The organism is Micromonospora yongxingensis (genome assembly GCF_052601155.1).
Genome location: NZ_JBQXEO010000023.1, coordinates 93,044 through 107,452, shown reverse-complemented (window position 1 = coordinate 107,452; position 14,409 = coordinate 93,044). Strand labels below are relative to the sequence as shown.

The 14,409-nt window shown below is 72.0% G+C and carries 18 protein-coding genes and 1 riboswitch; of the genes, 9 read left to right on the top strand and 9 right to left on the bottom strand.

The features are described from left to right. Positions 1–138 precede the first annotated feature (138 nt). From dusB to ACTWLT_RS24670, 4 genes are all read right to left on the bottom strand, one after another. Positions 139–1,311, bottom strand: coding sequence for a tRNA dihydrouridine synthase DusB (gene dusB / locus ACTWLT_RS24685; protein ID WP_308209493.1), 1,173 nt, complete (start codon positions 1,309–1,311; stop codon positions 139–141). A gap of 64 nt (positions 1,312–1,375) precedes the next feature. Further along, entirely contained in the window at positions 1,376–2,755 is a 1,380-nt protein-coding gene (locus ACTWLT_RS24680; protein ID WP_252417899.1) for a glycine--tRNA ligase, read from the bottom strand. A gap of 113 nt (positions 2,756–2,868) precedes the next feature. Continuing rightward, positions 2,869–3,348 carry a hypothetical protein gene (locus tag ACTWLT_RS24675; protein ID WP_252417900.1) on the bottom strand — a complete coding sequence of 160 codons (480 nt, stop codon included), beginning with the start codon at positions 3,346–3,348 and terminating at the stop codon, positions 2,869–2,871. A gap of 24 nt (positions 3,349–3,372) precedes the next feature. After that, the gene (locus ACTWLT_RS24670) at positions 3,373–3,714 is read right to left on the bottom strand and encodes an antibiotic biosynthesis monooxygenase (protein WP_252417901.1); all 342 of its coding nucleotides are present in this window, start codon (positions 3,712–3,714) and stop codon (positions 3,373–3,375) included. A gap of 29 nt (positions 3,715–3,743) precedes the next feature. On the opposite strand from ACTWLT_RS24670, the gene ACTWLT_RS24665 reads away from it, so the two are divergent. The 8 genes from ACTWLT_RS24665 to ACTWLT_RS24630 all read left to right on the top strand — a co-directional run bounded on the left by ACTWLT_RS24665 (position 3,744) and on the right by ACTWLT_RS24630 (position 8,276). Beyond that, complete coding sequence (locus tag ACTWLT_RS24665) at positions 3,744–4,001, top strand: hypothetical protein (protein ID WP_445320404.1); 258 nt, start codon at positions 3,744–3,746, stop codon at positions 3,999–4,001. A gap of 54 nt (positions 4,002–4,055) precedes the next feature. Then, positions 4,056–5,006: a metal ABC transporter substrate-binding protein gene (locus ACTWLT_RS24660; protein WP_445320403.1), complete on the top strand. Its 951-nt coding sequence runs from the start codon at positions 4,056–4,058 to the stop codon at positions 5,004–5,006. Further along, the gene (locus ACTWLT_RS24655) at positions 5,003–5,764 is read left to right on the top strand and encodes a metal ABC transporter ATP-binding protein (RefSeq protein ID WP_445320402.1); all 762 of its coding nucleotides are present in this window, start codon (positions 5,003–5,005) and stop codon (positions 5,762–5,764) included. The genes ACTWLT_RS24660 and ACTWLT_RS24655 overlap by 4 nt, the downstream gene beginning before the upstream one ends. A 2-nt stretch (positions 5,765–5,766) precedes the next feature. Further along, entirely contained in the window at positions 5,767–6,633 is an 867-nt protein-coding gene (locus tag ACTWLT_RS24650) for a metal ABC transporter permease (protein WP_252417905.1), read from the top strand. Between the two features lie 43 nt (positions 6,634–6,676). Continuing rightward, positions 6,677–6,976, top strand: a complete 300-nt coding sequence (locus ACTWLT_RS24645) for an ArsR/SmtB family transcription factor (protein WP_252417906.1) — start codon at positions 6,677–6,679, stop codon at positions 6,974–6,976. Next, positions 6,973–7,371, top strand: coding sequence for a Fur family transcriptional regulator (locus ACTWLT_RS24640; protein WP_252417907.1), 399 nt, complete (start codon positions 6,973–6,975; stop codon positions 7,369–7,371). Before ACTWLT_RS24645 ends, ACTWLT_RS24640 begins: the two co-directional genes overlap by 4 nt. Before the next feature lie 106 nt (positions 7,372–7,477). Next, positions 7,478–8,098 (top strand): hypothetical protein, encoded by a 621-nt coding sequence (locus ACTWLT_RS24635; RefSeq protein ID WP_445320401.1) that lies wholly within the window; start codon positions 7,478–7,480, stop codon positions 8,096–8,098. 10 nt (positions 8,099–8,108) lie between these two features. Beyond that, the gene (locus ACTWLT_RS24630) at positions 8,109–8,276 is read left to right on the top strand and encodes a hypothetical protein (RefSeq protein WP_252417909.1); all 168 of its coding nucleotides are present in this window, start codon (positions 8,109–8,111) and stop codon (positions 8,274–8,276) included. Between the two features lie 33 nt (positions 8,277–8,309). Here ACTWLT_RS24630 and ACTWLT_RS24625 read toward each other — a convergent pair whose 3' ends face one another. From ACTWLT_RS24625 to ACTWLT_RS24605, 5 genes are all read right to left on the bottom strand, one after another. Next, entirely contained in the window at positions 8,310–10,316 is a 2,007-nt protein-coding gene (locus tag ACTWLT_RS24625) for an acyl-CoA dehydrogenase family protein (protein WP_445320400.1), read from the bottom strand. Positions 10,317–10,435: 119 nt separating this feature from the next. Next, positions 10,436–10,936: a DUF6328 family protein gene (locus ACTWLT_RS24620; protein WP_445320399.1), complete on the bottom strand. Its 501-nt coding sequence runs from the start codon at positions 10,934–10,936 to the stop codon at positions 10,436–10,438. Positions 10,937–11,052: 116 nt separating this feature from the next. Next, complete coding sequence (locus ACTWLT_RS24615; protein WP_445320398.1) at positions 11,053–11,802, bottom strand: sugar isomerase domain-containing protein; 750 nt, start codon at positions 11,800–11,802, stop codon at positions 11,053–11,055. Then, positions 11,799–12,605 carry an AAC(3) family N-acetyltransferase gene (locus ACTWLT_RS24610; RefSeq protein WP_445320397.1) on the bottom strand — a complete coding sequence of 269 codons (807 nt, stop codon included), beginning with the start codon at positions 12,603–12,605 and terminating at the stop codon, positions 11,799–11,801. Before ACTWLT_RS24610 ends, ACTWLT_RS24615 begins: the two co-directional genes overlap by 4 nt. A 28-nt stretch (positions 12,606–12,633) precedes the next feature. Next, positions 12,634–13,464, bottom strand: coding sequence for an alpha/beta fold hydrolase (locus tag ACTWLT_RS24605; RefSeq protein WP_445320396.1), 831 nt, complete (start codon positions 13,462–13,464; stop codon positions 12,634–12,636). A gap of 105 nt (positions 13,465–13,569) precedes the next feature. Then, positions 13,570–13,674: riboswitch (TPP riboswitch) on the top strand. Positions 13,675–13,751: 77 nt separating this feature from the next. Here ACTWLT_RS24605 and ACTWLT_RS24600 point away from each other — a divergent pair. Further along, complete coding sequence (locus ACTWLT_RS24600; RefSeq protein ID WP_445320395.1) at positions 13,752–14,342, top strand: ECF transporter S component; 591 nt, start codon at positions 13,752–13,754, stop codon at positions 14,340–14,342. Positions 14,343–14,409: the final 67 nt, after the last annotated feature.

The following is a 14,409-nucleotide window of genomic DNA, read 5'->3' as shown; positions in this document are numbered from 1 at the left end:
TCGTCATGCCCGGATCAGTGCCGTCCGGCCGGGGAACGGGATGGCTCCCTGGTCCTGGAGCTGATGTCGTAAGCGATTCGGTGTATCGCCGAGCGCTGACTCGTCTGCGACATCAGCTCGATAGCGGCGCCAGCAGGGTCAGCCGCCGGAGTCGTCCATCTCGGCGCCCTCGGGTACGACGTCGTCGTCCCGGCTGGCCAGCCAGCCGTCGGGCAGGAAGACCTTGCCCGGGGAGTTCGTCCGCCCACGCGGCTGACCCAGGGCGGCCACCGGGAACGGCTCCGCCGGGTCGAGCTTGCCGAGCAGATCGTCGAGTTGAGCCAGGCTCTCGATCATCGCCAGCGAACGGCGCAGCTCGCCGCCGACCGGGAAGCCCTTGAGATACCAGGCGACGTGCTTGCGGAAGTCGGTGCAGCCGTCCCGCTCACCACGGGCCGGGTTGCGCGCGCCCGCGACGAACTGGTCGACCAGCAGCTCGGCGTGCCGGCGCATGGTCACCGCCACCTCGCCGAGGGTGGGCATCCGCCGCTCCGGCCGACCGTTGAAGGCGGCCTCCAGGTCGGCGAAGAGCCACGGGCGGCCCAGGCAGCCCCGCCCGATCACCACGCCGTCGACCCCGGTGTGCGCGACCATCCGCAGCGCGTCGTCGGCCTCCCAGATGTCGCCGTTACCGAGCACCGGCACGTCGAGGGCCTGCTTGAGGGTGGCGATGGCGTCCCAGTCGGCGGTGCCCGAGTAGCGCTGCCCGGCCGTCCGCCCGTGCAGGGCGACCGCGGCCACCCCGGCGTCCTGCGCGGCGAGCCCGGCCTCGACGTACGTCAGGTGGTCGTCGTCGATGCCCTTGCGCATCTTCACGGTGACCGGCACCCCGGCCGGTGCCGCGGCGTCCACCGCGGCCTTCACCAGCCGGGCGAAGAGCCGGCGCCGCCACGGCAACGCCGCGCCGCCGCCCCGACGCGTCACCTTGGGCACCGGGCAGCCGAAGTTGAGGTCGATGTGGTCGGCCAGGTCGCGCTCGACCACGATCCGCACGGCGGCGGCGGTGATCTCCGGGTCGGTGCCGTACAGCTGGAGGCTCCGCGGCTGCTCGTCCGCACCGAACGCGATCATGCGCAGCGTCTTCGGGTTGCGCTCGACCAGCGCCCGCGTCGTGATCATCTCGCAGACGTAGATGCCGCCGCCCTGCTCCCGGCAGAGCCGACGGAACCCGACGTTGGTGATCCCGGCCATCGGCGCGAGCACCACCGGCGGCCACACCTGGTACCGCCCGAGGGTCAACGGGCGCAGCGCAGGAAGGGTCGAGGCGGTCACCGGACAAGTGTACGGGGCCCCGACCGGCGCTTTCCGCGTCGGCCGAAGCCCCGTACCCACCGTCTCAGCAGCCGGGGAGGCGCTCGATCAGGTAGCGCTCGACCTGGTCCAGGGAGACCCGCTCCTGGGCCATGGTGTCCCGGTTGCGGACCGTCACGGCGTTGTCGTCCAGGGTGTCGAAGTCGACCGTCACACAGAACGGGGTGCCGATCTCGTCCTGCCGGCGGTAACGGCGGCCGATCGCCTGCGAGTCGTCGAACTCCACCACCCAGCGCTTGCGCAGCAGCGCGGCCAGGTCCTTCGCCTTCGGCGACAGCGCCTCGTTGCGGGACAGCGGCAGGACCGCCACCTTGACCGGGGCCAGCCGCGGGTCGAACCGCATCACCGTGCGCTTGTCCACGCCGCCCTTGGTGTTGGGCGCCTCGTCCTCGTCGTACGCCTCCAGCAGGAAGGCGAGCACCGCGCGGGTCAGACCGGCGGCCGGCTCGATGACGTACGGCATCCAGCGCTCACTCTTGGTCTGGTCGAAGTACGACAGGTCGACGCCGGAGTGCTTGCTGTGCGTGGAGAGGTCGAAGTCGGTGCGGTTGGCGACGCCCTCCAACTCGGCGAACTCGGTGCCGCCGAACTGGAAGCGGTACTCGATGTCCACGGTCCGCTTCGAGTAGTGGGAGAGCTTTTCCTTGGGGTGCTCGAACAGGCGCAGGTTGTCCGCCGACAGACCCAGGTCGAGATACCAGTTCCAGCGCTCCTGGAGCCAGTACTCGTGCCACTGCTCGTCGGTGCCCGGCTCGACGAAGAACTCCATCTCCATCTGCTCGAACTCGCGCGTCCGGAAGATGAAGTTACCCGGGGTGATCTCGTTGCGGAACGACTTGCCGGTCTGCGCGATGCCGAACGGCGGCTTCTTGCGGGCGACGGTCTCGACGTTCTTGTAGTTGACGAAGATGCCCTGGGCGGTCTCCGGGCGCAGGTAGTGCAGCCCCTCGTCGCTCTCCACCGGGCCCAGGTAGGTCTTCATCAGGCCGTTGAACATCTTCGGCTCGGTGAAGGTGCCCTTGTTGCCGCAGTTGGGGCAGTTGAGCTCGGCGAGCGAGACCGGCGGCTTGCCGTGCTTGGCCTCGTACGCCTCCTCCAGGTGGTCCGCCCGGAACCGCTTGTGGCAGAACTGGCACTCGGTGAGCGGGTCGACGAACTCGGCGATGTGGCCGGACGCCTCCCACACCTTGCGGGCCAGGATCACCGCGGAGTCGAGGCCGACGACGTCGTCGCGCTGCTGGACCATGGTCTTCCACCACTGCCGGCGGACGTTCTCCTTGAGTTCCACGCCGAGCGGGCCGTAGTCCCACGCCGATCGGGTGCCCCCGTAGATCTCACTGGAGGGGAAGACGAAGCCTCGACGCTTGGCGAGGCTGACGACGGCGTCGATACGGTCTGCGGGCATGTTTCCTCCTACGCCGGCTGGCGGTCGGCGGGGGCAGATGTGGATGGATCGGTCGGTTCGGGACAACGGTACGACCACCGTCGCCCCGAGCCCAGCAGAATACCGGTGGCGGGTCAGCTCACCCCGCAGACCTCCATGCCGCCGGTCTGACCGTCCTGGCCCAGGCTCACCTGCTGCTGCTCCCGGTCGCCGCCGTCGAGTGTCACGTCCACCGGCACGGTCAGGTTGGTGGTGTCCACCTCACCGACCCGGAACGCGGCGACCTGCGGCTCGGCGGCGGCCCGCCGCTCGAACTCCGGGCGGGACTCGCGCCGTTGGGCGTCGTCGCAGAGCTGGTCGTACGCCCGCCCGTAGTTCCGCTCGACCAGCGCCTGGTAGTAGTCGCCGGTCACGGTGCGGCCCTGCTCACGGATCGCCTGGACGCCGGTGACGGCGAGGCCGACCACGGCCGTGCCGCCTCCGCCACAGCAGAGCAGCACGGCGAGCGCGCCGACGCCGAGGCCGATCCAGAGCCGGGTCCGACGGCCCTCGGTGGGCGGCGCGGCGAACGGCGGAGCCACCCCGGGACCGGGCGGTGGGGCGGGTGCGGTCATAGGAGCAGGGTAGTGCCCGACGGCTCAGCGGTAAGGACCAGCAGCCCGATCACTCTCGGCGACCACCACGGCCCCGCCGGGTGCCGCGCTGGCGAGCACCTCGTACGCGGACGGCTCGTCCACCGACTCGGCGAGCAACGGCACGGCGCTCACCTTGACCTCGAAGGCGCCCAGGGCCCGCCGGTAGGTGCCGACGGATTCCCACTCGGTGACCAGGGTCCAGTACCGGGGGTCGTCGAGGGCCCGGACCAGTTGTCCGCGCAGGTAGCCCGGTCGGGCGGCCAGCGCGGTGAGGGCGGCGTGCGCCCGTTCGGTGAAGTCGTCGGCGACATCGACGTCGACCACGAACCGGTTGGTCACCAGCACCCGGGGTTCCTCCTCGTAGAGTCTGTGGGATGCAGCGTACGCAGCGCCCTCTGCTGGCCCGGTTGGCCGGGGCGAACCCGACGTCGGTGTTCCTGCTCACCCTGGTGGTGGTGCTGGTCGCGTTCTTCACGCCCGGCGTCGTCGGCGGGCTGCTGACGCTCGCGCTCGCCGCGTGCCTGGTCGCCCTGTTGGCGACCACCTGGTCGGTTCAGGCTCCGCAGACCCGGGTGGTCCGGCTGCTGATGCTGACCCTGCTGGTGACGGTGGGCCTGGCAAAGCTGCTCTGACATGCAATCATGCGTTTTTGACAATCATTATCGTTACGACGGACAGTTGGCGGCATGACCAACCGCACCACATCCCGCGTCCTGGCCACCGCCACCACCGCGCTGCTCGCCCTGGGTGCCGCAGCCGGCTGCTCCACCGGCGGTGCCGCCGGCGCCGACCCGCAACGGGTCGACGTGGTGGCCGCGTTCTACCCCCTCCAGTTCCTCGCCGAGCGGATCGGCGGCGACGCCGTCCGCGTCACCAACCTCGCCAAGCCCGGCGCCGAGCCGCACGACCTGGAGCTCAGCCCCAGCCAGGTCGGCCAGGTCAGCGACGCCGAGCTGATCGTCTACCTGAAGGGCTTCCAGCCGGCGGTGGACGAGGCCGTCGCGCAGAGCGACGGCGACCGGGTGTTCGACGTCACCGGCGTGCAGCCGTTGCTGGACGCGACCGCCGGTGGGCACAACCACGAGGGCGAGGAGGAGCACGGCAAGGAGGAGCACGGCGCCAAGGACCCGCACGTCTGGCTCGACCCGACCCGGCTGGCCGGCATCGGCGACCAGCTCGCCCAGCGGCTCGGCAAGGCCGACCCGGACCACGCCGCCGACTACACCGCCCGCTCCGCGGCGCTGCGCGCCGACCTGACGACGCTGGACGGCGAGTTCAACCAGGGCCTGCAGACCTGCCAGCGACGCGAGATCGTGACCAGCCACGCCGCGTTCGGCTACCTGGCCGACCGGTACCGCCTCGAGCAGGTCGGCATCACCGGGCTGAGCCCGGACGTCGAGCCCTCGCCGCAGCGCCTCGCGCAGGTGATCGAGGAGGCGAAGGAGCACCGGGCCACCACGATCTTCTTCGAGACGTTGGTCAGCCCGAAGGTCGCCGAGACCATCGCCGGTCAGGTCGGCGCGAGGACCGCGGTGCTGGACCCGATCGAAGGGCTCGCCGCTGGCAGCGACGGGGACTACCTTTCGGTGATGCGTACCAACCTGCAGACCCTGCGGACGGCGTTGAGCTGCTCGTGAGCGCACCCGTCATCACCGTCGAACACGGGGCGGTCGGCTACGACGGCCGCCCCGTGCTCCGGGACGTCTCACTCACCGTGACCGCCGGGGAGGTGGTCGCGGTGCTCGGCGCCAACGGCTCCGGCAAGTCCACGCTGATCCGCGCCGTGCTCGGGCTGGTGCCACTCACCGCCGGCTCGGTCACCCTCTTCGACCGCCCGTTGCGCCGCTTCCGCCAGTGGGAGCGCATCGGGTACGTCCCGCAGCGCCTGGGCGCCGGCGGCGGCGTGCCGGCCACCGTCCGCGAGGTGGTGGCCTCCGGCCGGCTGGCCCGCCGTGGCGTGCTCCGCCCGCCGGGTGCGGCCGACCGGGCCGCCGTCGACGCGGCGCTGCGCTCGGTCGGGCTCGCCGACCGGGCCTCCGACCCGGTGGCCACCCTCTCCGGCGGCCAGCAGCAGCGCACCCTGATCGCCCGCGCGCTGGCCGGCCAGCCGGAGCTGCTGGTCCTCGACGAGCCCACGGCCGGGGTGGACGCCGCCAGCCAGGAGGCGTTCGCCGGTGCGCTGCGCGACTTCGTCACCGACGGCGGCACGGTGCTGCTGGTGGCCCACGAGTTGGGCCCGCTGCGACCGGTGATCAGCCGGGCGATCGTCGTCCACCAGGGTGGCATCTGTCACGACGGCACCGTGCCGGACCCGGCCGGCCACCACGCGGAGCCCGACCACGACCACGTGCACCCGCACGGTCCCGACGAGCCCGCCGGGCTGTGGAGCAACTGAGCATGGAACTCTTCCAGTACCCCTACATGCAGCGTGCCCTGATCGGCGCGCTGGTGATCGGCCTGGCCGCGCCGGCGCTCGGCATCTACCTGGTGCAGCGCCGGCTGGCGTTGATCGGCGACGGCGTCGGGCACGTGGCGTTGACCGGCGTCGGCGCCGGCCTGCTGCTCAACCGCTCACCGGTGCTGGTGGCCGTCATCGTCGCCACTCTCGGCGCGATCGCCATCGAGCTGGTCCGCGCCCGCGGGCGTACCTCCGGCGACCTGGCTCTGGCCCTGCTCTTCTACGGCGGAATCGCCGGCGGCGTACTGCTGGTCGGCCTCTCCGACGCGACCAGCACCAATCTCAACGCCTACCTGTTCGGGTCGCTGACCACCATCCAGGTCTCCGACCTGATCACCATCGCGGTGCTCGGCGCGGCCATCCTCTTCACCATGGTCGCGCTGCGGCCGGCGCTCTTCGCGGTCTCTCACGACGAGGAGTACGCGCGGGTCTCCGGCCTGCCGGTACGCACGCTGAACCTGCTGATCGCGGTCACCACCGCGGTCACCGTGACCATCGCCATGCGGGCCGTCGGGGTGCTGCTGATCAGCGCGCTGATGGTGGTGCCGGTGGCCACCGCCCAGCAGGTCACCCGGGGCTTCCGGAGCACGATGACCGCCGCGATGGCGCTCGGGTTCTTCGCCGCGGGCGCCGGCGTCTGGGTCGCGGCCACGGCGGACACCCCGCCCGGTGCCTCGGTGGTGCTGGTGGCGATCGCCTCGTTCCTGGTGGTGGCCGTTGCCGGCGGGGTCTGGCGGGCGTTGCGCCGCCGGGCGACCCCGACCGCCGCGCTGGCGCCGGAACCGCACGAGGTCGTGCTCCACTGAGCCGGATCAGCGGGATGTCGGCGGTATTGGTTACCGTTGCAGGGTGACCAGCGCAACGGGCTATGACGGGTTCGATGGGGCCAGCGAGTTGCTCCGCGCCCTGTCGGCGCCGATCCGGCTGGCCATCGTCAGCGAGCTCGCCCACGGCGAGCGGTGCGTGCACGAGCTGGTGGAGAAGCTGGGCGCCGCCCAACCGCTCGTCTCCCAGCACCTGCGTGTGCTGCGCGGCGCGGGCGTGGTGCGGGGTTCACGCCGGGGCCGTGAGATCGCGTACAGCCTGGTCGACGAGCACGTGGCGCACATCGTGGCGGACGCGGTCAGCCATGCCGGGGAGGGATCATGAGCGAGAGCGGCACGGCGGTGCGCAACACCCGGCAGCGTTCGGCGGTGAGCGCCCTGCTGGCCGAGATGGAGGGCTTCCACAGCGCCCAGGATCTGCACGCGATGCTCCGGCAGCGCGGCGAGCGGGTCGGCCTGACGACGGTCTACCGCACCCTGCAAGGGCTGGCCGACGCGGGTGAGATCGACGTGATGCGCCCGCCGGGCGGCGAGCACCTCTACCGCCGGTGCAGCGAGGGGCACCATCACCACCTGGTCTGCCGGGCCTGCGGAAGCACGGTCGAGGTGGCCGGTCCGGCGGTGGAGAGCTGGGCCGACCGGGTCGCGGCACAACACGGCTACGCCGACGTCAGCCACACCCTGGAGATCTTCGGCACCTGCCCGGCCTGCGCCCGCTGACCGACGCCTCGGGCACCCTCCACACCCCCTCCTTCAGCTTCGGCCACCTCCGCGTCGGCTGATTCGACGAGTGCCGTGCCCGGCGGTTCGTGGCACGCTGTCCCGCGTGAAGATCTACGCCGATCGCTTTCCGACCGCCATCCGCCAGTTGCTCACCGACCTGCTCGTCGTCGCCTGGGTGTACGTCGCGATCCGCGGCGCGCTGTGGCTGCACGACCTGGTGCAGAAGCTCGCCGTACCCGGGCAGAAGCTGGAGGGTGCCGGCAGCGGGCTCGCCGACAACCTGGGCGACGCCGGCAGCAAGGTCGGTCGTGTGCCGCTGGTCGGCGACGAGCTGACCGCGCCCTTCCAGCGAGCCGCCGACGCCGCCCGGTCGCTCGCCGACGCGGGCCGTGACCAGCAGCAACTGGTCGACCAGCTCGCCCTCGCCCTCGCCATCGCGGTGCTGATCTTCCCGCTCGGTCTGGTGCTGTTCGGTTGGCTGCCACTGCGGGTCCGTTGGATGCGCCGGGCCTCCTCGGCCGCGAAGCTGGCCGCCGGGCCGGCCGGCCGGGACCTGCTCGCCCTGCGCGCGTTGGCCACCCAGCCGCTGGGCCGGTTGACCCGGATCGCACCCGACGTGGCGGAGGCGTGGCGGCGCGGCGACGACGACACGGTTGACGCGCTCGCCGCACTCGAGCTGCGTCAGCTCGGCCTGCGTGCCAGGAACCGCCAGGTGGACCGTTAAGGTCGTCGGCGTGTTCTACTTCCTGATCGTCATCGCCGTCCTGCTGCTCGGCTACGCCGCGGTCCTGGTCTCCTTCGTCCGCCGGGGCAGGAAGATCCCACCGGCGGCGTACCTGGCCCTGGCGGGGCTCAACGGCCTGATCCTGGCGGCGGTGCTGGCCTGGGCGGTCGCCCGCTGACCGTCCGGCGGGGTGCACGCCGGGCGGCACCGGTCACGGCTTCGGCGGGATGCGGCGTCGGACATCCTCGGCGGTGGACGGGCCGGGCGACCAGCGGGCCACCCAGGGCAGCTCGTCCGACGGGGTGATGACGCCGTCCTCCAGGCCGGCGTAGCGGCCGGCGAGAATCCGTTTCGCCGCGGCCGTGTCGACCGAGTCGGTGTTGTCCCAGAGGGCACCGAACAGCGCATCCACCCGCACCCGGGCCTGCCGGCAGAAGAGGTCGGCGAGTTCGACGTTCTCCGGTCGGCTGTCCCGTTCGGCGAAGGCCCGGACGCAGACCGCCGACATCGCGAACAGCTCGGCGCCGATGTCCACCACCCGGCCGAGGAACGCCTGCTTGCGCTCCATCTTTCCCTGCCAGCGGGACATCGCGTAGAAGGTCGAGCGCGCCAGCTTGCGCGATGACCGCTCCACCTGCCGCAGGTGCGCGGCCAGCGGCCCGAACTCGGCGTACGCCGAAGGGCTCTGCCCCCTGCCCACCGCGAGGGTGGGCAGCCACCTCGCGTAGAAGGCGCCGGCCCGGGCACCAGCGCGGGCCTTGCGGCCGAGCCCCGCCTCCGGGTCGATGATGTCGCCGGCCACCGACAGGTGGGCGTCGACCGCCTCCCGGGCGATCAACAGGTGCATGATCTCGGTGGAGCCCTCGAAGATCCGGTTGATCCGCAGGTCGCGCAGCATCTGCTCGACGGCGGCCGGGCGTTCGCCGCGGGCGGCCAGCGAGTCGGCCGTCTCGTAGCCGCGCCCACCCCGGATCTGGATCAGCTCGTCGGCGATCTTCCAGGCCATCTCGCTGGCGTAGAGCTTGACCAGCGCCGCCTCGATCCGGATGTCGTTGCGGTCGTCGTCGGCGAGCAGGCAGCACAGGTCGAGCATGGTCTCCATGCCGTACGTCGTCGCCGCGATGAAGGAGAGCTTCTGGGCGACGGCCTCGTGCTCGCCGACCGGTCGGCCCCACTGGACCCGGTCGGCGGACCACTCGCGGGCCACGTTCAGCGCCCACTTGCCGGCGCCCACGCACATCGCGGGCAGTGAGAGCCGGCCGGTGTTGAGGGTGGTCAGGGCGATCTTCAGCCCCTTGCCCTCGCCGCCGATGACGTTCTCGGCCGGCACGAACACGTCGTGGAACCGGGTGAGGCTGTTTTCCAGGCCGCGCAGGCCGACGAACTCGTTGCGCCGCTCCACGGTGATGCCGGCGCTGTCACCGTCCACCACGAACGCCGTGATGCCGCCGCGCCGACCTTCGGCGGCCGGCACCCGGGCCATCACCACCAGCAGGGTGGCCACGATGCCGTTGGTGGCCCAGAGCTTCACCCCGTTGAGGCGGTAGCCGGTGCCGTCGCCGGTCGGCTCGGCGGTGGTGGCCAGCCGGGCCGGGTCGGAGCCGACATCCGGCTCGGTGAGCAGGAACGCCGAGACCTCACCGGCGGCGAGCCGGGGCAGGAACCGTTGCTTCTGCTCGGCGGTGCCGAACATCTTCAGCGGCTGCGGCACCCCGATCGACTGGTGGGCCGAGAGCAGCGCGCCGATCGCCGGGCTGACCGAGCCGGCCAGCATCAGCGCCCGGCAGTAGTGCAGGTTGCTCAGCCCGAGACCGCCGTACTTCCGGTCGATCTTCATGCCGAACGCGCCGAGGTCGGCCAGCCCGTGGAACACCGCGTCCGGAATGGACCCGGCCCGCTCGATGGCCTGGCCGTCCACCTCGGACGTCAGGAAGGCGCGGAACCGGCCGAGGAAGTCCTCGGCGCGGGCAACGTCGGCCGGGTCGGAGCGAGGCCACGGATCGATCAGGTCGAGCCGGAACCGGCCGAGGAACAACTCCTTGCCGAAGCTGGGCCGGTCCCAGGCGGACTCCCGGGCGGCCTCGGCGACCTGCCGGGCCTCCTTCTCGGAGACCTGCCCGGCCTCGGCCGACAACGGCGCCGCGGCGCCCGCGGTGCTGGGGGTGGTGCCGGAGTCGGGGCCGTCCGGTGCAGGTCGGTTGTTCTGCGTCGTGGTCACGGCTGCCCCCTCGAAGATCGGTGCGGCTGCGTCGACGTGCGCGACTACCGTCACGCTACCCCCGGGTGTTACCCAGGGGTAGCGGTCCGTGAAGATCGAGTTCCATCGCTCTGGCGGCGTCAGTCGCCGAGGGTCCGTGGGTCGTCGTCCTCGTCGTCGATGTCGTCCTCACCCCAGCTGCGCCGGGCGAACGGCAGGAGGACCCAGAAGCCGAGGAACCAGAGCCCGGTCAGCCCACTCAGCACGAACGCGATCGGCCGGTCCAGCACGAAGTCGGTGATCAGCAGCACCGCGCTGACCATCGAGATGAGCATGAAGGCGAGCCCGCCGCTGGCCATCCGGTGCGCGAACCGGACCAGCTCCGGCTTGCGCCCCTGCCGGAACAGCGCCCGGTGGAACGCCACCGGCGAGATGATCAACGCGGTGGCGGCGGCCGCGGCGAGCAGGGCGACGATGTAGACGTCCCGCTGGAACTCGGTGGTCTCGCCGAACCCGTTGCTGAACGGCAGCGTGAGCAGGAAGGCGAAGAGGATCTGTACGCCGGTCTGGGCGACCCGCAACTCCTGCAACAGGTCGGCGAAGTTGCGCTGCCAACGCTGCTTCTCGGTCTCCTTCGACACGCGCTACCTCCGGTCAGACGGTACTGCCGGCGGTCCTGGCCGCCGGCAGCAACGCCAATGCCCCACCCGGCCGAGCGCGAAACAGGTTCACGACACCGGCCGGTCCGAGCGGTGACTCAGGAGCCACGCCGGATGCGGCCCGCGTACCGGGCCTCCAGCGCCGCGTTGTGCTCGTCGCCGTCCGGGATGTTCGCCGACAGGTAGACCGGGGGTCGCTCCCCCGCCGCCAACAACCGGGCCACCACCTCCACGGTGACCTGCTGCGCCAACAGCGCCGCGGTGATCGAGGAGACCGCGCCGACGGCGCCACCACGGGGCAACGGCAGCGTCGCGTCGCCGTACGGCGCACCGTTGTCGAGCACCACGTCGGCGAGGTCGGCCAGCTTGCGCCCCGACGGATGCCGGGAGGTCATCCGGCCGGAGTGCTGTGCGGAGGTGATCGCGACCAGCCCGTGGCCGTGCTGCTTGACCAGCGTGGCGAACTCCACCATCGCTCCGTTGACCCCGGAGTTCGAGGCGAGCACGAAGACGTCGGAGGGCCGGACCGGAGCCAGCTCGTAGAGCCGGTGCGCCACCGCCGGATCCCGTTCCAGCAGCGGGCCGAGCCGGTCGGCCGGCTCCCCGCCGAGCAGCACCAGGTCGCGCAGGGCGATCCGGTTGGTCGGCACGAGGCCACCCGCCCTGCCGGCGATCTCCATGGCGAGGGCCTCCGAGTGCCCGGTGCCGAAGGCGTGCACCACCCCGTCGGCACGGACGGCGTCGGCGATCAGGTCGGCGGCCCGCCCCACCGCCTCCCGCTGGCTGGCGGCCACCCGGCCGATCGTCTCGGTCACCACGGCCAGGTATTCCTCGGCGCTCACCGTCATGCGTCCTCCGTTGTCCGGTTGCGGGCCAGCCATTGCACCGCGAAGTCGACCGCCGCCCGCTGGCGCATCAACCTGCCGGTCGCGACGCCGACCGGTCCGGCACGGACCGCACCGGTGGCGTCCAGGTCCCGGCCCAACGCGACGAAGTCGGTCGCGTCGAGCCGTACGTCCTGCCACCACACCCAGTCGCGGCCACCGTCGGCGGTGCGCACCGCCGCCCCGACCCGCTCCCGGGGCGGGCCCGGCCGGCGGTACTCGGCCAGGTGCAGTGAGGTGTTCACCCCGTGGTCCACGCCGAGGAGCAGCACGTCGGCGTCCAGCTCGTAGAGCCGTGCCAGCGGAGAGCCCTCACCGAGCATGTCGGCCCTGGCGTGCCCGCCCACCACCTGTTCGGCGGCCGGCCCGAGCGCGGCGAACGACACCTGCGGATGCGAGCTGCGCAGCGCGCCGGGCCAGCAGCGGATCGTCTCGGCGAACACCCCCATGCACCGGCTCGGCGTGACCGCCGGGTCGAAACCGGGCATCTCCGCGCGGATCAGCGGCCACCAGTCCACCGGTACCGGCGGGTTGCGCCACTCGGCGGGGTCGCTGTTGTCCGGCGTGTGGGTGGGCACCACGATCGTGCCGTCCGGGCCGAGGACGTCGCGCAGGGCGAGCGCCACCGCCTGCGGCCCGCCGCACACGTAGCCCAGCGAGCGCAGCCCGGCGTGCACCAGCAGCGTCGCCCCTGGGCGTACGCCCAGCAGCCGAAGCTGCGCGGCGAGTGTCCGTCGGGTGCCCGGCGCGCTGGCGTCCGTCGTCACGGTGGTCCTCCTCGTTGCGTGGCGCGGCTCAGGCCGAGCCGGCGACCCGGGCCAGGATCGCCTCGGCCAGCGGGCCGGGCGCGGCGTCCGGAATCCAGTGACTCACCCCGGGCAGCTGGATGAAGCGGTAATCGCCGGTGACGTTCTCAGCGCACGCCTCGGCGGCGGTCCGGCCGATGGCGATGTCGCGGTCACTCCAGACGTACGTGGTCGGCACCGCGACCGGGCCGACGGCGGCCAGGTCGGCGCGGGACATCGCCCGGTACCAGTTCAGGGCGGCGGTGAGCGCGCCCGGCTCGCGCATCGGGTCCGCGTAGCGGTCCACCCGGGTCGCGTCGCCCACCCCGCCGAGGAGCTTGCGCAGCGCGGTCGCGTTCCACGCCAGCAGCATCTTCTCGGCCTTCTCCTCCTTGCGGAACAGCGCGATGTACGACGAGCGGGCCTTCTGCTGCCCGTCGTTGGCGAGCGCGTGCGCCATGGCCGCCGGATGGGGTACGGACACCGCGGTCAGCGTGCGGACCCGCTCGGGGTGCACGGCGGCCACCGCCCAGGCCACGACGGCGCCCCAGTCGTGGCCGACCAGGTGGACGGCGTCCAGGCCGAGCGCGTCGAGCACGGCCACCACGTCGGCGACCAGCTCGGGGATCCGGTACTCGGCGACCGCCGCCGGCCGGGCGCCGGGAGAGTAGCCGCGCTGGTCGAGCGCGTACGTGGCCAGCCCGGCGGTGTGCAGCGTCGGGACGACCTCGTCCCACTCCCCGGAGTGCTGGGGGAAGCCGTGTAGCAGCAGGACGGGCGCCCCGCCCGACGGACCACCGGTGTGTACCTCGAACGTGAGACCTCGCGCGTCGACCCGCATGATCGTCAGACTACCCAGCGCAGCGCCGGCTGACCGTACGCCAAGGTGGCGGTCGCCCTGCTGGGCCGGTGACCCTGCACGGTGCTAGCGTCAGCGAGACAACTTCACATCCGACAGGGGAGCGCACAGCGCTGAGAGTGCGGGCACGCCCGCAGACCCTCGAACCTGATCTGGGTAATGCCAGCGCAGGGAGTTCGGTCGACCTCCAGCCGCGCCGCCGTCCGGTGCCAACCGGGCGTGCGGCGTGCGTCTTCTCCTGGTTCGCACTCTGGACTGGGAGCATCCACATGAACCACAGCGACACCAACCGCTGGCGCACCATCGACATCGTGGTCGCCTCGGTGATCGCGGTCGCCTTCGGCGTCATCTTCTGGGCCTGGGGCCTGGTCTGGAGCGCCACCGAGGGTGCGTTCGCCTTCTTCCCGCCGGCGCAGACCGTGCTCTACGGTGTCTGGCTGATGCCGGCCGTGCTCGGTGGGCTGGTCATCCGCAAGCCCGGCGCCGCGCTCTACTGCGAGACGGTGGCCGCGGTCCTCTCCGCCCTGTTGGGCAGCCAGTGGGCCGGCACGGTGATCCCGCAGGGCATCGTGCAGGGCATCGGCGCCGAGCTGGCCTTCGCGGCCTTCCGGTACCGGTCGTTCCGGCTGCCGACCGCGGTGCTCGCCGGCGCGCTGACCGGGCTCAGCGCCGCGCTGTTCGACTTCTTCGTCTGGAACGTCGACTACGCGCTCGGCGACTACCGCATCCCGTACGCGCTGCTCACCATCGTCAGCGCCACGCTCATCGCCGGCGCCGGCGGTTGGCTGCTCACCCGCGCCCTGGCCAACACCGGCGTCCTCGACCGCTTCCCGGTAGGCCGCGAACGCGCGGCCATCTAACCCCACCCCACACCCCCCACCCCCACCCCCTTCGTTGATCAAGAGGTTTGCGTCAACGAAGGGCGGC